Origin of the sequence: Staphylococcus sp. FSL W8-1268 (assembly GCF_038003965.1) — a bacterium.
Taxonomy (GTDB): Bacteria; Bacillota; Bacilli; order Staphylococcales; family Staphylococcaceae; genus Staphylococcus; species Staphylococcus hominis.
In genome coordinates, this window is record NZ_JBBOQE010000001.1 from 395,155 (window position 1) to 420,672 (window position 25,518).

A 25,518-nucleotide genomic window follows, 5' to 3' on the forward strand; every position below is an offset into this window, starting at 1 on the left:
AAGATAGTAGTGGGACATGTGATTGCTTCATTAATAAGGTTTGATAAGCCTAAAATTAATCTATGGAAAGGTATACGCCAAGGATTATTAATGATTATCCCAACATTGATAGGGTATTTACTAGGACATTTTAGTTTTGGTCTACTCGTAGCAACTGGAACTTTGGCACATACTTATGTATTTAAAGGTTCAGCACAATCCATGTTAAGAACAGTCATTATTTGTACGTTATCCTTTACCATTTGTATGATGCTTGGAACATTAACTGTCAATCAGCCAGTTCTGTACGGCGTATTATTATTAATCGTTACTGTCATTCCATTCTATGTATTTAATGTGTTAAAAATTGCGGGTCCTTCATCCACATTCTTTTTAGTTACATTTTGCTTATCCAGTAACTTACCTGACGCTCCAGAACAAGCACCGATTCGTGGCTTAGCGATTTTTATTGGAGGAATGTTAGCGACATTAGTCGTCATTTTAACTATTGTATTCCAAAAACAAAAAGCTGAAGATCGAGCGATTACCTCTGACTTTCAGACGATTAATAATTTAATGCATCACTTTAATGATGCTGAAAAATTTAAAGACATTTCACAAGACACAGTAACGAAATTTAAAAATTCAGAGAAACTATTGATTACATCGACTACTGCGATGAGTGAAAAGTTAAGTTCTCGCTTTGAAAAGTTATTGCTTCTTCATACATCAGCCCAAGGAATTTATGCCGAGTTACTTGAACTAAATGAAAAAAATATTCGTCCCATCCCTCAAGAACTGATTGAGATGATGGATATGATTACAAGAAATGCCTATAAATTATCTTCAAAACGAGAAAAATGGACGAAAAAAGTCGATGTGGATGAACCATTTGAAAGTTTGATGCAACACATACTTAAAATAGACGAAATTGCACAATTACAACCGGAACAAATAGAATCTGAAGCGAGTATTCGTAAGCCATTATATAGTAAACGTATCGTTCAAAACTTAACACTCGATTCCATTATTTTCCGCAATGCATTAACGTATGCTGTTATTATGGGCGCAGCTATTTTTGTATCGTTATTTTTCAATATCCAACGTTCATATTGGATTCCATTATCCGCCCATACAGTATTATTAGGATTAACGACGATTCGGATGTTAGACCGTTCATTAGCACGTGGTCTTGGAACAATTGTAGGGACTTTACTTCTATCAGCCATACTCTTTTTCCAACCTCATTTAATTGTCGCAGTCATTTTAATGGGGCTGTCTGCTATGATGACAGAAGGATTTGTCGCAGCAAATTATGCTTTTGCAGTTATTTTTATTACAACACAAGTCATCCTGTTAAATGGTTTAGCCTCTGGTAATTTATCCATTGATATTGCGTATACACGAATTGTTGACGTATTGATCGGGATTGTGATTGCGGTCATTGGTGTTTTAATCATTAATCGAAAAAATGCTTCAACCATGTTACCTACTGTGATTGCAGAAGTGGTACGTAAAGAAGCGGTTATTTTCCAATATTTATTTTCAGAAAATAAATACCAAGATACAGCACGTGATAGAACAGAAAGTTTATCATTATCTGTAAAAATGAATAATATGACACAAGTGTACAATTCAGCCAATGGTGAATTATTCTCAAGTAAAGAGGCCATTCGTTATTATTATCCAAGTATTTTTGCCTTAGAAGAAATTAGCTTTATGTTAATGCGTGCAATGCAAGACAAACAACGTCAACGCATTTCAGAAAAACAAATGGGAGAATATCTTGTCACATTTGAAAATGTAGCAAAACATTTTGAATTACGCGGTAGTCTTAATGAAAAAGAATTGACGGATTTACCACAGTATAATTATTTAAAATCTGCCTTAATGAAGTTACAAGATAATTGTGTAGCAACACGTAAAGACGTTGATTATACAAATCATCAGAAAACGGTGGACGCTTAATATCAATGTATGACGTTTCATTATAGCGTATGGTGGTAAAGCTTACTAAACACTATAGAGGAGCGTGACATCATGCCTTGGACAATGAATGATTATCCACAAACTTGGAAACATTTAGATGAATTAGAGCGTAAAAAAGCAATTGATATTGCAAATGCGATGTTAAAAGATGGCTACAAAGAGGGAGACGCTATTCCTATTGCAACAAAACAAGCAGAAGAATGGTACAAAGATGCCAGTAAAGAAGAATTAGAAGAATTAAAACATAAACATATTACTCAACATCAAAAAGATCCATCAGCACGACCTGAACTGAATGATGAAGATGTTCATGTATATTATGAGGATCATGAATGGAAAGTTAAAACAGAAGATGCAAAACAAGCGTCTGATACGTTTAGTACTAAAAAAGAAGCAAAACAACGTGCCAAAGAAATTGCTGATAATCGTGGTACACAAGTGATTGAACATCAAAAAGATGAATAATGTAATAGAGTCCGAGTAGCAATGAAACTTGCTATTCGGCTTTTTTTATGACTAAATGACTCAGACTAAATGAGTAGCGTCAAGTCTAGGTTATCATTTTTAGTTCACTTAAGAGTTAGATATAATATACAGTGATGATTAAAGGAGGCAACAAATATGTACGTAGAGAGAAAACCATCATTGTACATTGAAGAGCTACGCAGTGAATTCAAAGAAAATATTGATAAGTTTAAGAATGGAGATGAAGCCTTCGATAAGCTAGTGGGTTTCGTAGAGCTCGATCATTTATATTCTTCTGCATTAAAAGAGATTAGTACGAAGTTAGATATTTTAGATGACAATTTTAATCATATTTACAAACATAATCCAATTCATCATATGGAACGTCGCGTCAAAGAAATGACGAGTTTAGTTAAAAAATTGCAACGTAAAGGTTTAACTATAGATGCGGAAACAGCGAAAACCAATATTTTAGATATCGCTGGTATTCGTGTGGTCTGTAATTATCTTGAAGATATTTATGTGATTGAGAAATTATTATTAAAACAAGAGGACGTTAAATTACTTAAGCGTAAAGATTATATACAACACCCAAAAGAAAATGGTTATCGCAGTCTTCATATAGTCGTGTCGATTCCAGTCTTTCTAGCTGATAGAGTAGAGGTTACACCAGTAGAAATTCAAATTCGAACTATTGGTATGGATATGTGGGCAAGTTTAGAGCATAAAATTCGTTATAAAAATAATACAAATACAGAGGACTATAAAGACAAACTTAAAGAATGTGCAGTAGAAATCTCAGATGTCGAAGCAAAAATGCAAACCATTCACTCAGAGATTCAAGATAAAGATAAATAATTTAGTCATATAGCGAAACGATAGAAATGTATAGCTATTGTTTCGCTTTTTTATATAAAATAAAATGATATATTTTTATGATAAAATAAATTAATAGTAATATATATTTTTTGGAGTTTTAAAATGATTAAACAGAATTTTAAGTCACAACGATATGAACTAAAACAATTTAAGGGTGAACACATTGAAGTCGCATTTGCCGGAAATATGGATGCAGATAAAACCATCGTATTTATACATGGAGCAATGATGACATATCGCATTATGTTGTTGTTTGAGCCTTATTTTAGAGAGAACAACCTTATTTTTGTTAACTGTCCAAGTAGAGGCAGAAGCTCTAACATTGTAAGAGAACAACATACATTAGATGATTATTCTGAGCGTATCAATGATGTACTTTCACAAGTTATCGAAACATACGGTATTAAAAACTTAGTGATCATAGGTTATTCTATGGGAGGAATGATAGGCACACGTTTATTAAAATTTAATACGTTACCTATTTCACATCTGGTTTATTTAAATAGCGCTGCACGTATTACACCAAATCAAAGTATGTTGTCACGCTTATTTACTTCAAATAGTAAAAGAGATCATTTTAAAGATGAGATGATTGCCTTTAAAAATTTACCGCAGTATATTTTGAAAAAATCTTTTCATAACAAAAATAATAGTATTCGTAACTTATTTTCATATATTGCACCCATTAAAACGATTATTACAGATATCATTTATTCTACAAACGCAGATTACCTTCCAGATATAGAGGAAATAGAGCAATTTCCTAAACTTTTATTTATTTCAGGAGAAGATGACGAAATCATTCCTTACACTGATTCACAAGAAACAATGAAAATGTATAAAAAATATGGCGGTGAAGTAAATGAAGTTATATATTCTGGTATCGGACATATCGACTTTCCTGCTGTCTTGGATAATTTGCCTAATGGAACCATAGGTATTATTGACCACATTAAACAGTGGATTCAAGAAGAATAAGACGACCGGCAGACTGCATAAGCAAATGTTAAAATCATACTTGCTTATGACGTAGCGTCATTAGCTATGTTAACAGTAGGAGGTGAATGATATGTCACACTATACGATTGGAGAATTGGCAAAACAGAGTAAAGTCACGATTCGAACACTACAATATTACGATCGAAGAGGATTACTTATAGCTCATCGACAAACTGACTCTAATCGCAGATATTATACTGACGAACATGTAAAGCAGCTTGAACTGATTTTAGTATTAAAACAATTAGGATGTACGTTAGATGAAATAAAGACATTACTTGATGAAGATACAAATATGAACACACTTAAGACACTACTTTCATTGAGAAAAGATGCATTACACTCAAAAGTAGAGGTGTACAGTCATACATTAAATCAAATTGAAAAAGTCGACACATACATTTCTGAGCAATCAAGTGCGTCTATTAACCATCTTACTGACATAGATGACGCTATGAAACAAGAATATAAAATAACATACTTTAGAAAAAAGATTTGGATAAGTGCTGGAATCTTAGGGATCATACACTATAGTGGTTTACTATTAAGTCTATTAGGACGTTCAACTAAGCCGTTGATCGTTATATTTCCCATCTTAATCACATATGCCATTGCGCTGACAGCAATATATTTAAAAAAAGTGTTATATCTATGTCCGAATTGCCAGCATACATTTAAACCTACATTAGGTGCCTTCGTGAAAGCGAAACATACACCTAAAACAAGACAATTAACATGTCCCAACTGCCATCAAACACATTATTGTATCGAAGTATATCAAAACGAATCGTAATAAACACCTGGCTTATCATGAGCTAGGTGTTTTAAATTACAAAAAGTAAGCGCTTGCAAAAATAGAGTGAGTGTATTACTATACTTGTATACAAGTTAACGTATTGAGGTGAAAAGATGGAACAACATTATCCGAAACAATGGAAAAACAGAATGACTACAGGGGAAAGTATCGCTGCGGAACTTAGGTTTCAGATTGTTAATAGTACACTTGAACCCGATACTTTACTAACTGAAAATCAAGTGGCTAAACAATTCGATGTCAGTCGCTCTCCGGTTAGAGATGCATTTAAATTACTGCAAACGAATCAACTCATTCACCTCGAGCGCATGGGTGCAAGGGTTCTTGAATTTGGTGAACAAGAAAAGAAAGAATTATATGATTTACGATTAATGCTTGAATCCTTTGCATTTTCAAAATTAAAGCATATTGATAGAAAAAAAGTGATTAAAGAAATGAAAAAACATTTAGAAATGATGAAAGTCGCTATTCAATTTGAAGATGCTGAATCATTTACGCAACACGATCTTCAATTGCATGAAGCATTGATTCACGCCTCTCGACATCATTATCTTCAAACATTTTGGAACCATTTGAAACCCATTGTAGAAGTACTTGTATTATGTTCAATGAGAGAGCGAATGAGAACAAATAAAGAAGATTTTGACAGAATACACCGTAATCATTCGGTATTTATAGAAGCGGTAGAACGTTATGATACTGATACGTTAAGAGAAGCGTTTCATTTAAACTTTGATGATGTAGGTAAAGATATTGAAAGCTTTTGGTTACAATAAATAGAAGGAAGAAGGAATACATATGAAATACATGATTGGAGTAGATATTGGAACAACAAGTACGAAGTCAGTACTTTATGATGAACATGGTCAATTTATTACAAAACATCATATTGGCTATCCTTTACATACACCAAACGTTGATGTTTCAGAAGAAAATCCTGACGAATTATTCGATGCCGTATTAATGACAGTCAAACATGTGGTTCGCGAATCTGGGGTGCGCAAAGAAGATATTAAACTCATTTCTTTTAGTGCGCAAATGCATAGCTTAATTGCACTAGATAGTCAACACGAGCGCTTAACTGAAAGTATAATTTGGGCGGATAACCGTGCGAATCAATATGCTGACTTGATAAATGAACAATATGGGGGACATGACATTTATAAACGCACAGGTACACCCATTCATCCTATGTCACCACTCTCTAAAATCTTTTGGATGAAACATGAGCAACCAGATATTTATCAAAATACTGCAATGTTTGCGGATATTAAAACGTATATTTTCTATCAACTTTATGAAGCATACGTGATGGATCACTCTATGGCTTCAGCGACAGGCTTGTTTAACTTACAACAGTTAGACTGGGATCAAGAAGCACTTGAATTACTCGGTATTTCAGCCTCTCAATTGCCTCAACTTGTACCGACGACACACATTTTAAAAGGGATGAAAAAACGTTATGCCACATTGATGGGTATCGATGAAAATACACCGGTTGTGGTTGGTGCAAGTGATGGGGTGTTATCAAATTTAGGCGTTAATAGTTATAAAAAAGGTGAAGTTGCAGTCACAATTGGGACATCAGGTGCGATTCGTACAGTCATTGATAAACCTCGTACAGATTATAAAGGCCGCATTTTCTGTTATGTCTTAGATGAAGAGCATTATGTGATTGGTGGACCGGTCAACAATGGGGGTGTCATTCTTCGATGGTTACGAGATGAATTACTCGCCAGTGAAGTTGAAACAGCAAAACGCCTGGGAGTGGATCCTTACGATGTACTTACTAAAATAGCGAGTCGTGTTAAGCCAGGGGCAGATGGCTTAATTTTCCATCCGTATCTTGCGGGAGAGCGTGCACCCTTATGGAATGCGAATGCACGGGGTTCATTCTTTGGCTTAACATTGTCACATCAAAAAGAGCACATGATACGCGCTGCACTTGAAGGGGTGTTGTACAACCTTTATACCGTCTATTTAGCACTTGTTGAAGTAATGAATGAAACACCTAATACGATTAAAGCAACAGGTGGCTTTGCGAAAAGTGAAGTATGGCGTCAAATGATGGCAGATATTTTTGATACTGATGTCATCGTACCAGAAAGTTATGAAAGCTCTTGTCTAGGTGCGTGTGTCCTTGGTTTAAAAGCATTGGGAGACATTGAAGATTATTCGATGATCGAAAATATGGTTGGTACGACTCATGCACATCAACCTAACCAAGATACAGTAAATATATATCAACAACTTGTAACGATATTCATAAGCTTAAGCCGTACACTTGAAGATCGCTATGAAGAAATTGCAGATTTTCAACGTAAACATATTAATTAATCCACATATTTAAATCAATTATACATCAAAGGGGAGAAGACAAATGGGAACAATATGGACACTAGCAAGTGTTGTTATTGGAATCGTATTACTACTGACACTGATTATTTTCTTAAAACTAAATACATTTATTTCATTAATTATTACATCGATTGTCACGGCTATCTTATTAGGTATGCCTTTAAATAAAGTAATGGAAACGATAGAGGCAGGTATGGGCGGCACTCTAGGTCATATTGCACTCATCTTTGGATTAGGAGCAATACTTGGCAAATTACTTGCAGATGGTGGAGGCGCCAACCGTATTGCGGATACACTGATTGATACATTTGGACAAAAACACGTTCAATGGGCGATGCTGATTGCAGCTTTCATCGTTGGTATTGCATTATTCTTTGAAGTAGGACTCGTATTACTCATTCCACTTGTTTTTACCATTGCTAAACGTGCGAAAGTGTCACCACTGAAATTAGGATTACCTATGGTAACAGCATTATCTGTGACACATGGTTTCTTACCACCACATCCTGGTCCTGTGGTCATAGCAAAAGAATTAAAAGCGAATATTGGACATGTGTTACTATATGGGATTATTATTGCTATTCCAGTGACGCTCATTGCAGGTCCGATTTTTAATATAGTTGCACAAAAACTTATCCCATCTGCTTATACACGTGAAGGGGATATTTCAGCACTTGGTTCACAAAAAGAATTTAAAGCATCTGAAATGCCAAGTTTTGGTTTAAGTATACTCACTGCTGTATTACCTGTTATTTTAATGTTATTATCAACGGTTGTTCAATTAGTGACTGGACATGAAAATGCTAAAAATCTGTTTGAACAAATTATTTACTTTATCGGTACAGCAGGTACAGCGATGTTAATTTCAGTCATCTTTGCTATTTTTTCAATGGGCTTACATAGAGGAAGAAAAATGGATGACATTATGAAATCTGTAACGAATGCTATTTACCCAATCGGTATGATGATTTTAATTATTGGTGGTGGCGGTACATTTAAACAAGTCCTCATTGATGGCGGTGTAGGGGATACAATTGCTAAGTTATTCGAAGGTTCAACCCTGTCACCTATCTTACTAGCATGGATTGTCGCTGCAGTATTACGTATTGCACTAGGCTCAGCAACAGTCGCAGCGATTTCAACAACAGGTATCGTCTTACCATTATTACAACATTCAGATGTAAATGTGGCACTTGTCGTACTTGCCATTGGTGCAGGGAGCGTGATCTTATCACACGTTAACGATGCTGGGTTCTGGATGTTTAAAGAATATTTCGGATTGACCGTTAAAGAAACCTTCTTAACTTGGTCATTACTTGAAACCATCATTTCAGTATCGGGCATCATCTTCATCTTATTCATTAGTTTGTTTGTATAACTTATAAAAGAAGTGAGAGAGAAATCAATGAATTTCAATCTTACTTCTTATTTTTTTATAGCATGGAAGAATACAGTCAATCGCTATGAATGACAATAAAAGAATGATAAACTTACTTATAATATAAAAGACAGAATGCGCAAAGGAGATATTCGAGTTTGAAACAGATAAAGAAAGCCATCATACCTGCGGCTGGTTTAGGGACACGTTTTTTACCAGCGACAAAAGCCATGCCTAAGGAAATGCTTCCTATTTTAGATAAGCCAACGATTCAATATATTGTTGAAGAAGCGGCACGTGCGGGCATTGAAGATATTATTATTGTGACGGGTAAACATAAACGTGCGATTGAAGATCATTTCGATAATCAAAAAGAATTAGAAATGGTCCTTGAAGAAAAAGGTAAAACAGACTTATTAGAAAAAGTACATTATTCTACAGATTTAGCGAATATCTTCTATGTACGCCAGAAAGAACAAAAAGGATTAGGACATGCCATTTATACTGCACGTCAATTCATTGGTAACGAACCGTTTGCAGTATTATTAGGTGATGATATCGTGGAATCTGAAGAGCCAGCGATTAAACAATTAATGAATGTATATGAAGAAACAGGACATTCTGTTATTGGGGTGCAAGAAGTGCCTGAACATGTGACTCACCGTTATGGCATTATTGATCCATTAGAGAAACAAGGTCGTCGCTATGAGGTGAAACAATTTGTTGAAAAGCCTGAACAAGGTACAGCACCTTCTAATTTAGCGATTATGGGACGTTACATTTTAACGCCAGAAATTTTCGATTATTTAAAAACACAAAAAGAAGGCGCCGGTAATGAGATTCAATTAACTGACGCGATTGAACGTATGAATAGTGATGTTCCAGTGTATGCATATGACTTTGATGGTAATCGTTATGATGTTGGAGAAAAATTAGGATTCGTTAAAACGACAATAGAATATGCGTTAAAAGATCCTAGAATGAAAGATGAACTCGTCACATTTATTAAACATTTAGGATTATAATAATTAAAGTGCCTAAGACATTGAAGAACAAGTGGTGATTCTTCAATCTTCTTAGACACTTCAATCTCATCAAAACTAAACCTAAAAACAGGACACACCCTATTTTCCGCTAAGGCGTGCCCTGGATTAGAGAAGAGATAAATTGTCGACAAACACTTCTCTAACCATAAATCCTCAACATCTCAGAAATTTTTTCTGAGAATCTTTTCCTCAGCGTCTTAGGACTTCTCCTAAGACATTTTTATTATATAATATAAAATTTGAATATCATAGATATTGCAATAGCAATATTTTGACTAATAATATCACTTTTCGGGAGAATTAAAATTTTCTTGGATAAGTGATGTTTTATTTTTAAAGAAATTCAATCCTAGTATGTTATTGATGAAAAAGCGAAGTTTGATAAAATTATAATAAATAAACTAAAACAGAGGTGTTATTTATGAAAAAAAATATTAACGTTGTTGGTGCAGTTATTTATTCGGAAAATAAAATCCTATGTGCACAACGTAATGAAAATATGAGTTTACCTCTAAAATGGGAATTTCCAGGTGGAAAAATAGAAAAGGGAGAAACAGAAGAAGAAGCTTTAATTAGAGAAATAAATGAAGAAATGAAATGCGATTTAACTGTAGAAAGTAAAATAATAGCAGCTGAATATGAATACGATTTTGGGATCGTTAACCTTACAACTTATAAATGTACATTAAATAATGAAATGCCAACTTTAACAGAACATAAAGAAATAAAATGGTTAGAACCCGATGAACTTACTGAATTGGATTGGGCGCCTGCTGATATTCCAACTGTAGAAATAATTGTTAAAGGTAAAAATTAATGGAAGACAAACTAATATTAAATCTAAAACAATCCTTAAAAAAAGGATTTATTGATAAAAATCTGACAAATGAAAGTAATTTAACTCCTAAGTTACTTGTAAACAATAATAATCAAAACGTGCTTACTTCTATTATTAATGAATTAGAAAAATGTTGTTCTTTTTTTATATCTGTAGCATTTATAACAGAAAGTGGTTTAGCAAGTTTAAAAACTATATTCAATGATTTAAATCATAAAGGGATTAAAGGTAAGTTAATCACTTCTAATTATTTAGGTTTTAATACACCCAAAATGTATAGAGAATTATTAAAACTAGAAAATATAGAAGTTCGATTAACTGATGTAGAAGGCTTTCACGCTAAAGGATACATATTTGATCATAAAGATTATTCTTCAATGATTATAGGAAGTTCCAATTTAACATCGACTGCTATGAAAATAAATTATGAACATAATATTTTATTATCTACTCATAAAAACGGAGAGTTAATTTATAATTTAAAAAATCAATTTGAAGTGCTTTGGGAAAATAGTATAAGTCTAAATTCTCAATGGATTAATGATTACGAAGAAATATTTGAGTCTAAATTATATAAAGATTTTTTAAAAATAAATAGAGAACAAAATCATTTGGTTAACCGATTTAAAAAATCTAATGAAATCCAACCTAACATTATGCAAGAAGAAGCATTAATGTCTTTAAAAAATCTTAGAAATTCTGGAGAGAATAAAGGATTAGTAATTTCTGCAACTGGAACAGGTAAAACGATTTTATGTGCCTTAGATGTTAGAAACTATAATCCTCAAAAATTTTTATTTATTGTTCATAATGAAGGTATTTTGAAAAAGGCAATGAAAGAATTTAAAAAAGTTCTTCCTTTTAATCAAGAAACGGATTTTGGCTTTTATACTGGTAAACATAAAGATATCGAAGCAAAATATCTTTTTGCAACAATTCAAACATTGTCTAACAATAATAATTATGAAGTTTTTGATAAAAAAGAATTTGATTATATTGTTTTTGATGAAGCTCATAGAACAGATGCATCGACCTATCAGATTATAATGAATTATTTCCAACCTAATTTTATGCTTGGAATGACTGCTACACCTGAAAGAACCGATGAAGGAAATATTTTTGAGTTATTTGATAATAACATTGCTTATGAAATTAGGCTACCTAAAGCTTTAGAGAGCGATATTTTATGTCCTTTTCATTATTTTGGAGTAACTGATTACATTCATAATGGTGTAACAAGTGATGATTATACTGAATTAAAAGATTTAACTTCAGAGGAAAGAATAAAACATATTATTGAAAAAACAAATTATTATGGATACTCAGGTAGTCAGTTAAAAGGACTTATTTTTGTAAGTCGAAAAGAAGAAGCGACTGAAATAGCTGAAAAACTATCGCTTAATAATATTCCGAGTAAAGCTTTAATAGGCTCAGATACTCAGAATAAGAGAACAAAAGTAATAAATGAATTGGTTAATGGAAAAATCAATTATATTGTCACTGTTAATTTATTTAATGAAGGAATAGACATTCCAGAAGTTAATCAAATAGTAATGCTAAGAAGTACTCAATCTAGCATTATATTTACTCAACAACTTGGAAGGGGCTTAAGAAAAAGTTCAGAAAAAGAGTTTGTAACGATTATCGACTTTATTGGAAATTATGAAAATAATTATTTAATTCCTATTGCTTTATCAGATAATCAATCTCATAACAAAGACGACTATCGAAAATTTCTGACTGAACCTAATAAATTAAGTGGTGTGTCAACTATTAACTTTGAGGAAATAGCTAAAAAGAAAATTTTTAAATCAATTGATCATGCTAATTTAAATAGTACTAAAATAATAAAAGAAGCATTTGAAAGTGTAAAAGAAAGAATAGGTAGAATACCTATGCTTATGGATTTCATTACTCAAAATTCTATTGATCCCAAAGTGATTATCTCTAAGTTTAACAATTATTATTTATTTCTGAAAAAATATAATTATATTGAAAAAGATTTTAATAAAGATGCTGTTAAAAATTTAACTTTTTTATCAAAAGAATTACTACCCGGATTAAAACAAGCTGATTATAAAATTTTAGAAAGTATAATAAGTGAAAATAATTATGCATCAATACCTAAAGATGACTTGGAAACTTCTTTAAATATTCTATCTTTAAACTATTTTGGAAAAAATGAAAATGAAAGATATGGTAGTCCAATTATAGATATCAAGACAAAAAGACTAAGTAAAACTTTTTCTAAGTATCTTGAAGATGAAGATTATCAAGCATTTGTTTTGGATATTCTAGCCATAGCAAAATATTATAATCAAAAAATTCAAGATTCTGGAAATGATTTAATCTTATATAATCAATATACACGCTTAGATTTTCTTAAATTAGTAAATTGGAGAAATCATGAGAAAAATATGGCAAATAATATATATGGCTATAGAATTTTGGATGAACACATACCATTATTTATTACTTATCATAAGTCAGAAGATATAGATGATAGTATAAAATATGAAGATCATTTCTTAAATCAAGAAGAGTTTGCTTGGGTTTCAAGAAAAAATGTATCATTAAAGAATAAAGAAATAAAGCAAATTATTAATCATAAAGAGGACGGAAAGACAATATATATTTTTGTTAAGAAAAATGACTCTGAAGGCTCGCAGCATTATTATTTAGGAGAAGCTGAGTATGTGAAAGGTAGCGCAAATGAGACAACTAATGTCACGGAAGATAAGATTGTGACCATGAATTTTATAATGAAAACTCCAATTAGAGATGATATTTATAGATATTTAGTAAATTAAATAGCGATTTATTGTTAGTTTTAATTAAATTAAATAAATTGGGTGAATATATATTTAAACGTATTTTATCACTAAATATTTTTTAGAAAAGAAGCATAAGATTTAATGATTTTATGCTTCTTTTTTAATTAATTAAAAAGGAATATGAAGGTATCGAAATTTTTTATTCCCTAACACACTTATCATTTAAATTCAACTTACATGTGAAAAAATGAACAAACGAATTTTCAAATTATTGAACTATTTGTGAAAAGTATCACATACCCCTTTTAAAATATAAAAAAGCGTGTATGATAAGAATTGTAAGGAATAAGTAATTGGAGTGATACTAATGAGAAAAGTAATAGAAGGCGTTATCTTTTCTGAAGAAGGCAGCTACGATATTTATTTAAAAACAGGCGTAAACCAAGGATTAATTAGTGATATAAAAGATGGATATATGACAATTGATTCAATGTCTTATTTAGACGCAGAACGTTTATATTTCTATGGTCTCGAACGTAAAACACTAGTTACAAATTAAAATACAAAATTGAATGACCTCCTATAACATTCAAGAACGTATCTTATCATGCCCTCGTTGGTGAGCAGTCGAGGGCATATCCTAAATATACCCCCAATCATTTTTAGATAATGTGTTAAAACCCGCATCTCACTTCCCTTGATGCGGGTATTTTTATTATAAAGATTTAAAGTTCTTTTTCACTTCATTATATTGGTACTCTTGATTATACAATTTGAACTTATAGCCATCTTCACTAGCAAAAGGCATTCGAATATTTGGAATGTGATCTATTCGTGCAATGAATTCCCTTTCTTGGCGTGTACGTTCTTTGACACTCATGTTTAACCACTCTTCTTTAGTAAATAAATCTTCGAAACGAAATGAAAAACTTGTGCGACCTACTTTTTGACGTAATGCTTGAACTAATGGACTAAAATCTTTCGCAATCACAGACATATCTATTCCCCTTTATTTATAGTCATATATCTTCACTTTATTACGTTTAAGTTTAAATTACAATCTATAATTGAGACTTTAAATTGATAATGACGTTTATGTATAAAGAATTATGGAAATGGATGAATAAACAACAATAAAGGATGATGAATATGGCTAAATTAACAGATACAGTTGCGATAATTACAGGTGCGAGTAGTGGAATTGGTGAAGCAACGACCAAACGACTTGCTGAAGAAGGTGCTAAAGTTGTGCTAGCTGGTCGTAATGATGAGAAGTTACAACGTGTTGCAGAACATTTGAATGAAGGAGACTATCTTATTACGCCAACCAATGTGATGTATCGTGATGATGTGGATGCTCTTGTAGAAAATGCGATTGCTAAATTTGGAAAAATTGATATCTTTGTCAATTGTGCAGGCATTAACTTATCTTCTAAAATCACAGATTACAAAGTAGACGATTGGGATAAAATGGTTGATACGAATATTAAAGGATTGTTATATGGTCTGAATGCTGTACTTCCTCATTTTGAAGAACAATCTAGTGGTCATATTGTCAATATGGCATCTATTTCAGGCTTTGAAGTTAATAAGACGAGTGCATTATACAGTGCAACGAAATCTGCTGTATTACGTATTGTAGAAGCTTTAGAAAAAGAGCTTGCGCGAACGGGTATTAAATCAACCAGTATTTTACCAGGAATGGTAGATACACCTATGACAGAAGGATATGACTTTGGTGATAGAAAGAAATTAGATCCTGAGAATATAGCTGATGCGGTAATCTATGCAGTGACGCAACCTGCACATGTAAACGTTAATGAAGTCGTCGTTCGTCCAGTTTAAATCTAATGAGAATAAGAGCGTTTCTTGCCTATGGTAGGAAACGCTCCTTTTTACCCTTCAATATTAGTGTTGAAATGTTACACTTATATTGAAAGATCATATAACTTAAAAGGGTGATAAAGTGATGGAACAACGTTTATTTGAATTGTTAGATGTATTAGTTAAATATAATACGGAGAGTCCTCCTGGACGTAATACGGATCCTTTACAAGATGACATTGAACACTTATTAAAAACACTAAATTTTGATATTCAACGTGAACATTTATATGAAAATGATAGTGTTATCGTCGCAACATTAAAAGGGGAAGATGAGGATGCACCTAAATTAATTCTCAATGGTCATGTAGATGTGGCGAATGTGGACGATGATTCTAATTGGCAATATCCACCGTTTCAATTGACTGAAAAAGAGGGATGGCTATATGGTCGTGGTGTGAGTGATATGAAAGGCGGTATGGCCTCGCTGTTTTATGTGCTTGAAAAGTTACATCAAGAAGGACGACGACCTAAAGGAGATATTGTCGTGCAATCTGTAGTAGGAGAAGAAGTGGGTGAAGCGGGGACGAAACGCGCATGTGAAATCGGTCCTCACGCAGATTTGGCATTAGTATTAGATACAAGTGAAAATATGGCACTTGGACAAGGCGGAGTCATTACAGGATGGATTACGGTTAAAAGTAAGAATACCATTCATGATGGCGCACGTAGTCAAACGATTCATGCAGGTGGAGGTTTATTTGGTGCGAGTGCAATTGAAAAAATGACCAAAATCATTCAAGCACTGAATGAACTTGAACAGCACTGGGCAGTGATGAAACATAGTCCTGGTATGCCGCCAGGTGCGAATACGATTAATCCAGCAGTGATTGAAGGAGGACGCCATCCTGCTTTTATTGCTGATGAATGTTGTTTATGGATTACGGTTCATTATTTACCAAATGAAAGTTATGAAGACGTTACAAAAGAGATAGAAGCATATTTAAATCGTGTTGCAGATGCAGACATTTGGTTAAGAGAGAACCCGTTACAGTTCGAATGGGGCGGTGAATCAATGATAGAAGATAAAGGAGAAATTTTCCCAAGTTTTACTATTCCATTAGAACATCCAGGCTTTAAACAATTACAAGATGCACATTATCACGTTCATCACAGTGAAATGAAACATGGTATGAGTACCACAGTGACAGATGGAGGTTGGACTGCTCATTTTGATATTCCAACCATTTTATATGGTCCAGGTAGTTTAGAAGAAGCTCATAGTGTAGATGAAAAGATAGAAGCACAAGAACTTCAAACTTATAGTGAGGTGTTATATACATTCTTAAAACACTGGTATGACCATCCTGAGAAATAAATTAAAAAGCCAAGTCGTGCTGTTGAATGACACGACTTGGCTATTTTATAGTCACATTATTTTTTTAATGTGTTTCGAAGACGATTGACCCAGCTCGCTCTTCTTTTAGAAACGACGGGCATTCCTGAAGGCTGGGTTGCCTCCTTTTTTAGCTTTTTACCATACTTAACTGCTTCTTTCATCAAGTAAGCTTGTGAATTTAATGGAGATAAATCATTTTGAACGTAATGATACTCACCATACTGATCTTGATAACGTCCTTTTTGATTATCAGATAATTGTAAATTCATAAAGTCTACAAGACGTTTACCGATTTCTTTATCTTCTACAGGGAATAAGATTTCAACACGTTTAATCATGTTACGTGTCATGACGTCTGCAGATGATAAATAAATACGTTCGTCACCATTATTGTAGAAGTAATAAATACGAGAGTGTTCTAATAGACGACCTACAATACTTACAACTTCAATATTTTCGCTGACACCTGGAATGCCTGGTTTTAGGCAACAGATACCACGAATAATAAGTTGAATGGTAACACCCGCTTGAGATGCTTCAAATAATTTTTCAATGATGGCCTTATCAGTTAAGGAATTCATTTTCATCATAATTTTACCGTTACCATGTTGACGATGACTTGCAATTTCTTTATCAATCCGATCAATAAAGACGTCACGAATATCGAAGGGTGCGACAATTAATTTATTATATTCAGGTTTAACTGAGTAACCACTTAAATAGTTAAAGAAATTAATGGCATCTTCAGCAATTAATGTATCTGTCGTAATCACACCCATATCTGTGTATAGTTTTGCAGTTTTATCGTTATAGTTACCTGTACCTAAGTGTACGAATGAAGTTAATTTGCCACCGATGCGTTTAACGACTAGAGCAATTTTACTATGCGTTTTTAAATGGGTCATACCATAAATAACGTGACAACCTGCATCTTCTAACATACGTGCCCAATGAACATTATTTTCTTCGTCGAAACGTGCTTTTAATTCTACAAGTACAGTTACTTGTTTACCATTTTCAGCCGCTTCTTTTAAGCTTTTAATAATTGGTGAGTCTTTACTCACACGATAAAGCGTTTGTTTAATCGCAATCGTGTTAGGATCTTCAGCTGCTTCACGAATAAAGTCTACAATAGGCTCAAATGATTCGTATGGGTGATGGAAAAAGACATCACGTTTTAATGCAAGATCATACACATTATTGTTACCTAATGAACGTGGAATTTGTGGTGTGTATTTATCATATGTTAAATATTTTAATTTATGGGATAGATGATCAACTAAGCCAAAGATAAATGTTAAATCTAAAGGTCCATTAAGTAAGTAAACGTCTTGTTCATCCACTTCTAAAGTGTCTGTTAACCATCCTAAATCTTCGATAGAAGCGGTACGATTGTCGACTTCTAAACGTACAGCCGAACCACTTTTACGTTCTTTTAAGAAACGTTCGATTTCGATAAGTAAGTCTTCAGCGCCATCTTCATGAATCGTTAAATCAGCATTTCTAGTAATTCTAAATGTAAAGGTATTTAATACTTCATAGCCTGTAAATAAGTGATTGATGAAGTGTGTAATGACATCTTCTACCATGACTACATATTGTTTTGAGCCTTCATTATAAGTTAAGAATCTAGGGATAAGAGATGGAATTTGAACAATAGCTGAGTTAATGGCATCATCTGTATCGATATCTACGAAGATATTTAGACTTTTATTATTTAGTTTTGGGAAAGGGTGGTATGCATCTATACCAAGTGGTGTTAACGTTGGTAAAATCGTGAGTTTAAAATCCCTTTCTAACTTACTTAAAATAGAGTCAGATAAGTTTTCTGGTTTACACATCACAATGTCATAATTGCGTAATTCTTCGATAAGTTCGTTATAGCGTTCATATTGCATATTGACATAATTTTTAGCTTTTTCTTGAATAGCATCTACTTGTTCTTGTGGTGTCATTTGTGTTTTATTTTCAGGTTTATCGAATCCCATTTTTACTTGGTCTTTTAAACCAGCCACACGCACCATAAAGAATTCATCTAAGTTCGAACTAAAGATAGATACGAAATTTAATTTTTCTAATAGTGGATTGTTGTTATCATAAGCTTCTTGTAATACACGATAGTTGAAATCTAACCAACTAAGTTCGCGATTATTATAGTATTTCGGCAAGCTAATATCATAGTCTCCCAATTGAGTTTGCATATTCAAAATACACCTCGTCATTTCTTCGATTATCAATCTTTCTATTTATAAACATATATAGTCTATGACAGAACTATCTATAATATAGCATACAAATTTTAAGATTTTGTAAAGACAATGGATACTGATCCTTTAAGAATCTTTTCAATATGCTTTTTCTGTCTTAATGCTTGATATTTCTCAGCAATCGGTTCGCCTTCAGTATAATGTACGGTCAGTTCATAATCGTCATTGCCTTTTTTCGTTTCTTTTAAACTCACGTCTTGAAAAAAGCTAGTTTGTGAAATATTTAAAGCATTCACAAATTTAATAATGCCACCTAATGCTTGAATGGTTTCAATTTCCTTATTACTAAACCAATCTGTTTCTTTACAATAGAACTTAAGTAAAGATTTATTTTTAAAACTTGCTAAAAGGGCGAGTTTAACGCGATCTTTATGTGTATACCCATTAATCATTGAATTCGCGATAATATAATACGTATGTGGAGAACTTGAATCTGAATCAATAAATCTACCTAAATAATAAATATAGGTTGCTTCTTCAAAGAGACGTTGCTCTGTGTCATTAATCTTTAAATCACCTAAATCCATTAATTGTTTTAATAAAGATTGCGCTAATTTTAGACGACCTTGCGAGCTATGTTCTTCGATATGATAGTCATGTGCTAAGAAATAAATCGCTTCTTTACGCACATTATGTTTGTCAAATACATCTGGATAGCGTGAGCGAATTTGTTTAATAATATAGCCTTCACGTAAGCCATTTCTTGAAAATGTGAATTGCTTCGCATCTATTTTTTTATAAAGTGTCTTAAATACTGATACTGCTGGAAGAATAATATCTGCACGATCGCGACTTAATCCATCTAGGTTATTTAACTCATCACGTGAACTTTTACGTATCATGTTGTACACTTCATCAATATCTTTATCTGACATTGTATAATTGTGTACGCCACTTATAGGATAAGCGTGTTCAGATTGATGAATACGTGCTACGTTACGTGCAGAACCACCAACGCCGACTAAGGCAATCTCTTGATCTTTAAGCCAATCCAATGTACTAAATTGTTGAGATAAAAATTTCTCCATATCTTTGATCGCACCTTTATCATTGTGGTCTTTGCCATCAAAGAATTTATGTTTTAACGTGACTACCCCGAAAGGAAAACTATGTGATTCAAATAGTTCTTTATCCTTAAATAAAGTAACTTCCGTTGAACCGCCACCGATGTCTACAGATACGCCATTTTCAATTTCAGTGGTATGAGTAATAGCATAGTAACCATAATATGCTTCTTCTTTTTCAGGAATAATTGAGATTTCAATATCAAGTTCATCTTTCACTCTTTTAACAATGTCATCCTTATTCTCAGATTGACGAATCGCTGCTGTTGCGATAGGATGTAATGCTTTTACTTTAAATTTTTCAGATACAGATTTAAAACTGCGTAATGCTTCAATGAGTACGTTAATGCCTTCTTGGCTCATTTTATTTTCTTTTGTCAAGTATTGACTCAAGCGAGCAGGCGTTTTAATGTTGAGCAATTCATTTAATCCTGCATCTTTGCTAAATCTAAAGATAACTAATCTAATCGTATTTGAGCCAATATCTATTAATCCTATACGTTCTTCCATCATGGCCTCCTAAGTCTTTCAATACTTCCTATTATAGTTTTATTTTACATGAATTTTATAAATAGAAAAAGATACGAATCCTATTTGCATTTCTTTGAATATAAAAAAGAATTCAATTGTAAAACGATTTCATTTTTAGTATAACGTTTAATCTAAACTGTTTAGTGGAACAATAAGGTTGTATTAGAAAACAAGTTCACTAGGAGTGTGACAAGATGAAACGTTTAGAAGATAAAATTGCAGTCATCACAGGTGCAAGTACCGGTATTGGACAAGCATCAGCAAAAGTGTTAGCTAAAGAAGGGGCACATGTCTTAGCACTTGATATTTCAGATGAATTAGAAAAAACTGTAGATGATATTAATCAAGAAGGCGGTAAAGCGACAGCTTATAAAGTTGATATCTCTCAAGATCAACAAGTGAAAGATTTTGCTGAGAAAGTTAAACAAGACTATGGTCACATTGACATTATCTTCAACAATGCAGGTGTAGATAATGGGGCAGGACGTATTCATGAATATCCAGTTGAAGTATTTGATAAAATTATGTCTGTTGATATGAGAGGGACGTTCTTAGTAACGAAATTCTTATTACCATTAATGTTGGATAATGGGGGTTCAATCATTAATACAGCTTCATTCTCAGGACAAGCAGCAGACTTGTATCGTTCTGGTTATAATGCCGCTAAAGGTGGCGTCATTAATTTCACTAAATCGATTGCGATTGAATATGGACGTGAAAATATTCGTGCGAACGCGATTGCACCAGGTACCATTGAAACACCGCTTGTAGATCATTTAGCTGGTACATCTGAAGATGAAGCGGGTAAAACGTTCCGTGATAATCAGAAATGGGTCACTCCACTTGGTCGTTTAGGACAACCTGAAGAAGTAGGTAAATTGGTTGCTTTCCTAGCATCAGATGATAGTTCATTTATTACAGGTGAAACGATTCGTATTGATGGCGGTGTGATGGCATACACTTGGCCTGGTGAAATGTTAAGTGAAGATAAATGGAAACATTCTGTAGAATAAATCATAATGGATATATTAGCGTTTAAATGTGAGAGATGGCTTCAATGTGAAGCTGTCTCTTGCTTTTTATGTATTTAGATAAATTATCATATTTTATAAAAATGTTATAATATTGTTGTCGTCTTTCCTTTAGACGGTCGTACGTTTAAAGGGGGTGAAGTTATGACGTTAATATTTGTACTCGTTATCGCACCTATATTAAATAGGTGGCTCAATATATTGTTTGATTATTGGTTTGAACAATATAAGAATAAAAAAGACGGCAGATAATCCAATACACAAAGAACCCCTAGTCTAGGGCAATAGACTAGGGGTTCGTATCGTTATGACGTTAATACTCGTTAATGTGATATTAACATAAGTAGATGTAATATTTCAATATTCAAATTACCATTTGATTTGATTGTACGTTTGGTCATTTAAAGAACGTACAATTTCAGTGATTAATCGTACTGAATTTTCATAATCATCCGTATGGAGAACAGATACATTTGAGTGCATATAGCGTAATGCTACACCAATGGCAATTGTTGGAATACCATCGTTAGCAACATGGATACTACCAGCATCTGTACCACCGCGTGGCGTTGTATCCCATTGAACCGTAATATAATGTTTTTTTGCCACTTCTTTAATATGTTGACGTAAGCCTTGATGTGCCACATTTGAAGCATCCATTAAAATAATGACTGGACCGTCACCAATGGCTGTATCACTACCATATTGTGCCATTCCAGGTGTATCGTATGCGACCGCAACGTCGACTGCGATAGCTAAATCGGGGTTGATTTTATTTGCTGCGACTTTAGCGCCACGTAAACCAACTTCTTCTTGTACAGTACCACCTGCATATAAATTAATACCAATCGATTCATCTTTAAGATTGTTAAGTACGTCAATAGCCAGTGCACAACCGTATCGATTATCAAATGCTTTGGCAGTTAAATATTTACCATTTGCAAGTTGTTCAAACTCACTATAAGGTGTAATCATATTTCCAATTTCAATACCGTATTGTTCAGCATCTGCTTTACTTCTAACACCAATATCAATAAACATGTCTTTGATATCGATAGACTTTTTGCGTGCGTCTGGTTCGAGTACATGTGGAGGTTTAGAACCAATGATACCTCGTATCTCTTTACCATCGTCAGTCGTGATGGTTACTTTTTGAGATAACATCACTTGGCTCCACCAACCGCCAATAGGTTGAAATTTAATAAACCCATTATTGTCAATTTTAGTAACGATGAATCCAATTTCATCTAAATGACCAGCTAACATTAATGATTTAGATCCCGTTTTACTTTCCCTTTTACCAAAGATACCACCCAAACCATCTTCGATAATCTCATCACTAATCGGTGTTAAATAGTCTCGCATTTTTTCTTTAACTTGGTATTCATAACCAGCGATACCATTAACATCTGTTAATGTTTTTAGTAATTCGATAGATTCTTTCATACATTGAGTCCTCCTAAAATGTTGTTAAGTGTATTGTAGCATGGATAAAATGAATTTTATGAAAAATAGTTTATCATATCTATGTAAATTAAATGTATCCTATTCATAGTTAGTAAGTGATATAATTTGTGTAAAATTAAATATGGGGAAGTCGATGAGTATGATGAAAAAAGTCTTAACATTATTTGGGTTGTTAGTGTTAAGTGTGAGTATATTAGGAGCTTGTAATCAATCACGTTCAAAAACATACGAAGGTGATATTAATGGTAAGCATGTTCTTACAACATTAACTTATAAAAATAATAAAGTGATTAAACAATCAACTGTCAGTACGTTAAAATATGAGGATCTCGGAATGTCTAAACAAGAAGGTAAAACATCTTTTAAAGATTATCGTCCATTAAAAGGAAAAAAGGGTGTAACATATACGCTAAGTAGTAAGCATCAAAAAATAGTTGAAAATATAGATATTGATTATAACAAAGCAAATTTAAAAGACGTTAGTCGTTACTTTGCATTAGCACATTATTCTAAAAACTATAAAAAAGTAACAATGGATGGTACGGTCAAAGAACTTAAAAAAATTGGATTCCAGAACAAAAGCAATATGAATGAAGAATAATATAAAAGTGAGACAACCATTGGCTTAGATGGATTGTCTCACTTTTTTGTTGACTATTGAATAAGTTTTAATTTATAACTTGCGATATCTTCAATATGTCCATTTTTTCTTTTAATCACAATATGATCTTCTGTAATTTCGTTTGGGCTTTTAACACCTACTGCAGCCGCAACATTAAATAATCCTTCATGTAAACTCGTCACATAGTTTGTGACACGATATTGCTTTTCTTCAACAATTAAAGCTTTTTCTTTTTTAGGATCAGTTGTTGCGACACCAACGGGGCAAGTATTTAAATGACATTGTTGACTCATAATGCAACCAATGCTAATCATCATACCTCTTGCAATATTACATAAATCAGCACCAAGTCCGAGTGCAATGGCTACTTTATCAGGTGTAATAAGTTTTCCAGATGCGAATATCTTCACATATTTGCGTGCATCATAACGTTCTAAAACACCAGTAACGATTGGAAGGGCAGTAAAAAGTGGGAGACCTACACCATCTTGTAATTCTTGGAATGTTGCGCCAGTTCCACCTTCACCACCATCAACAGTAATAAAGTTTGGATAAATAGCTAGGTTAATCATTTCTTGAACAAGGGCCTCAACTTCATCAACTCTGCTTACAACAATTTTAAAGCCCACAGGTTTCTGACCGAGTTTTTGCAACTTAGCTACAAATTCTAATAATTCTTTCGGATTATTAATGAAATCGAAGCGGTTAGGTGAGTTGATTGTCTTATAGGGTTCGATATGACGAATTTTAGCAATTTCTTCTGTAACTTTATTGCCCTCCATATGACCACCACGTGTCTTAGCGCCTTGTGCAAGCTTAATTTCAAATGCTTTAACTTCTTTATAGTTTGCCACATTTAAGAAAGCTTCTTCACTAAAAGCACCGTCTTTATCTCTCACGCCGAATAAACCTGGTCCAATTTGATAAATAATATCGCAGCCACCTTTAAGATGATATTCAGATAAACCACCTTCCCCTGTATTCATCCATGTGCCAGCACGTGCAAGTCCTTGAGATAATGCAGTGATCGCGCGACCACCTAATGAGCCGTAACTCATACCAGATTGGCCTACTAAACGTTTAACTTTAAAGGGATGTGCTAATTCTTCGCCTATAATAACTGCATGATCATCTGATAAATAATAAGGATCGATGTGTTTATTCTCACGATGCTCTTCACGCTTAAACAATCGTTCATTATCGATTGAATAAATAAATGTTGAAATCATTGAATGGTTATCAATTTGAAGTTCTGACTTTTGTAATGGAAACATAGCGTTTCGAATATAAAAGCCTTCTTCATAGATTTTTTCTGTACCAAAACTAGTCATTCTTGAATGATATTTACTTGCTAAAACGATATCAGTATATTGATTTCTTGAAAATGGTTTTCCTTCGGTATCATTTGCAAATAAATATTGACGTAATTCTGGTCCTATTTTCTCTGAAAAGTAACGTACTCTGCCTAATACAGGAAAGTTACGTAACACACTATGTTGTTCTTGTCTTTTATCTTTGAATAAAAGAAATAATCCAACCATTAATATAGAAAGTAACACCATCATAATAAGAATATTAACTATAAATTGCATGACAGTAAGTAATGTTGTCATGCCCATCCCCCCTCAATTCCCTTTATACTGTAAATCTTACATCAAAAAATTTTATTTACAAATAAAAATAAATAGATTTAATATTTATCTTTAAATATCAAATTGTGGAAAAGTTAGAATCTCTTATGACAATAATGTGTTTAAATGATAAAGTACTATATGCGTAGATAGTTGAGGTGAT

Annotated in this window: 21 protein-coding genes; 16 read left to right on the top strand and 5 right to left on the bottom strand. The window is 33.1% G+C overall.

Annotation, left to right across the window (positions count from 1 at the left end):
- The first annotated feature begins 9 nt into the window (after positions 1-9).
- The 12 genes from NST64_RS01910 (at position 10) to NST64_RS01965 (ending at position 14,078) form a co-directional block, all read left to right on the top strand.
- Positions 10-1,947, top strand: a complete 1,938-nt coding sequence (locus NST64_RS01910) for an FUSC family protein (RefSeq protein WP_199184098.1) — start codon at positions 10-12, stop codon at positions 1,945-1,947.
- 72 nt (positions 1,948-2,019) lie between these two features.
- Positions 2,020-2,433: a DUF2188 domain-containing protein gene (locus NST64_RS01915; RefSeq protein ID WP_002448481.1), complete on the top strand. Its 414-nt coding sequence runs from the start codon at positions 2,020-2,022 to the stop codon at positions 2,431-2,433.
- 156 nt (positions 2,434-2,589) lie between these two features.
- Positions 2,590-3,291, top strand: coding sequence for a GTP pyrophosphokinase (locus tag NST64_RS01920; protein WP_002454864.1), 702 nt, complete (start codon positions 2,590-2,592; stop codon positions 3,289-3,291).
- A gap of 123 nt (positions 3,292-3,414) precedes the next feature.
- Positions 3,415-4,290, top strand: coding sequence for an alpha/beta fold hydrolase (locus tag NST64_RS01925; protein ID WP_002448335.1), 876 nt, complete (start codon positions 3,415-3,417; stop codon positions 4,288-4,290).
- Positions 4,291-4,381: 91 nt separating this feature from the next.
- On the top strand, positions 4,382-5,104 hold the full coding sequence (locus NST64_RS01930; protein ID WP_002488749.1) for a MerR family transcriptional regulator: 723 nt from the start codon (positions 4,382-4,384) through the stop codon (positions 5,102-5,104).
- Between the two features lie 116 nt (positions 5,105-5,220).
- Complete coding sequence (locus NST64_RS01935; protein ID WP_002488719.1) at positions 5,221-5,901, top strand: GntR family transcriptional regulator; 681 nt, start codon at positions 5,221-5,223, stop codon at positions 5,899-5,901.
- Between the two features lie 22 nt (positions 5,902-5,923).
- Positions 5,924-7,462: a gluconokinase gene (gene gntK, locus NST64_RS01940; RefSeq protein ID WP_002488737.1), complete on the top strand. Its 1,539-nt coding sequence runs from the start codon at positions 5,924-5,926 to the stop codon at positions 7,460-7,462.
- 43 nt (positions 7,463-7,505) lie between these two features.
- Complete coding sequence (locus NST64_RS01945; protein WP_002488781.1) at positions 7,506-8,861, top strand: gluconate:H+ symporter; 1,356 nt, start codon at positions 7,506-7,508, stop codon at positions 8,859-8,861.
- 158 nt (positions 8,862-9,019) lie between these two features.
- Positions 9,020-9,886 carry a UTP--glucose-1-phosphate uridylyltransferase GalU gene (gene galU / locus NST64_RS01950; protein WP_002448353.1) on the top strand — a complete coding sequence of 289 codons (867 nt, stop codon included), beginning with the start codon at positions 9,020-9,022 and terminating at the stop codon, positions 9,884-9,886.
- Between the two features lie 442 nt (positions 9,887-10,328).
- On the top strand, positions 10,329-10,724 hold the full coding sequence (locus tag NST64_RS01955; protein ID WP_002488794.1) for a (deoxy)nucleoside triphosphate pyrophosphohydrolase: 396 nt from the start codon (positions 10,329-10,331) through the stop codon (positions 10,722-10,724).
- Positions 10,724-13,555: a DEAD/DEAH box helicase gene (locus NST64_RS01960; protein WP_340731026.1), complete on the top strand. Its 2,832-nt coding sequence runs from the start codon at positions 10,724-10,726 to the stop codon at positions 13,553-13,555. Before NST64_RS01955 ends, NST64_RS01960 begins: the two co-directional genes overlap by 1 nt.
- A 331-nt stretch (positions 13,556-13,886) precedes the next feature.
- Positions 13,887-14,078, top strand: coding sequence for a hypothetical protein (locus NST64_RS01965; protein ID WP_002448449.1), 192 nt, complete (start codon positions 13,887-13,889; stop codon positions 14,076-14,078).
- A 156-nt stretch (positions 14,079-14,234) separates the two neighbouring features.
- Here the strand turns inward: NST64_RS01965 and NST64_RS01970 are convergent, their stop codons facing one another.
- Complete coding sequence (locus NST64_RS01970; protein ID WP_002488818.1) at positions 14,235-14,516, bottom strand: DUF1413 domain-containing protein; 282 nt, start codon at positions 14,514-14,516, stop codon at positions 14,235-14,237.
- A gap of 152 nt (positions 14,517-14,668) precedes the next feature.
- Between NST64_RS01970 and NST64_RS01975 the strand changes: the two genes are divergently transcribed.
- Positions 14,669-15,364 (top strand): SDR family oxidoreductase, encoded by a 696-nt coding sequence (locus NST64_RS01975; protein ID WP_002448484.1) that lies wholly within the window; start codon positions 14,669-14,671, stop codon positions 15,362-15,364.
- A 124-nt stretch (positions 15,365-15,488) separates the two neighbouring features.
- Positions 15,489-16,721 (top strand): acetylornithine deacetylase, encoded by a 1,233-nt coding sequence (locus tag NST64_RS01980; RefSeq protein ID WP_107632281.1) that lies wholly within the window; start codon positions 15,489-15,491, stop codon positions 16,719-16,721.
- 56 nt (positions 16,722-16,777) lie between these two features.
- On the opposite strand, the gene NST64_RS01985 is transcribed toward NST64_RS01980, so the two are convergent.
- Both NST64_RS01985 and ppx read right to left on the bottom strand, forming a co-directional pair.
- On the bottom strand, positions 16,778-18,943 hold the full coding sequence (locus NST64_RS01985; protein ID WP_107632282.1) for an RNA degradosome polyphosphate kinase: 2,166 nt from the start codon (positions 18,941-18,943) through the stop codon (positions 16,778-16,780).
- Between the two features lie 98 nt (positions 18,944-19,041).
- Positions 19,042-20,583 carry an exopolyphosphatase gene (gene ppx, locus NST64_RS01990; RefSeq protein ID WP_340731027.1) on the bottom strand — a complete coding sequence of 514 codons (1,542 nt, stop codon included), beginning with the start codon at positions 20,581-20,583 and terminating at the stop codon, positions 19,042-19,044.
- A 215-nt stretch (positions 20,584-20,798) separates the two neighbouring features.
- Here ppx and NST64_RS01995 point away from each other — a divergent pair, with 215 nt between their 5' ends.
- Positions 20,799-21,617: an SDR family oxidoreductase gene (locus tag NST64_RS01995; protein ID WP_002448573.1), complete on the top strand. Its 819-nt coding sequence runs from the start codon at positions 20,799-20,801 to the stop codon at positions 21,615-21,617.
- Between the two features lie 387 nt (positions 21,618-22,004).
- Here NST64_RS01995 and NST64_RS02000 read toward each other — a convergent pair whose 3' ends face one another.
- A complete protein-coding gene (locus NST64_RS02000) occupies positions 22,005-23,081 on the bottom strand; it encodes a M42 family metallopeptidase (RefSeq protein ID WP_064207332.1) in 1,077 nt (358 codons plus the stop codon).
- A gap of 154 nt (positions 23,082-23,235) precedes the next feature.
- Between NST64_RS02000 and NST64_RS02005 the strand changes: the two genes are divergently transcribed.
- The gene (locus NST64_RS02005; RefSeq protein ID WP_241961015.1) at positions 23,236-23,703 is read left to right on the top strand and encodes a DUF1307 domain-containing protein; all 468 of its coding nucleotides are present in this window, start codon (positions 23,236-23,238) and stop codon (positions 23,701-23,703) included.
- A 53-nt stretch (positions 23,704-23,756) separates the two neighbouring features.
- Here NST64_RS02005 and NST64_RS02010 read toward each other — a convergent pair whose 3' ends face one another.
- Positions 23,757-25,337: an FMN-binding glutamate synthase family protein gene (locus NST64_RS02010; RefSeq protein WP_049418936.1), complete on the bottom strand. Its 1,581-nt coding sequence runs from the start codon at positions 25,335-25,337 to the stop codon at positions 23,757-23,759.
- Between the last annotated feature and the right edge of the window lie 181 nt (positions 25,338-25,518).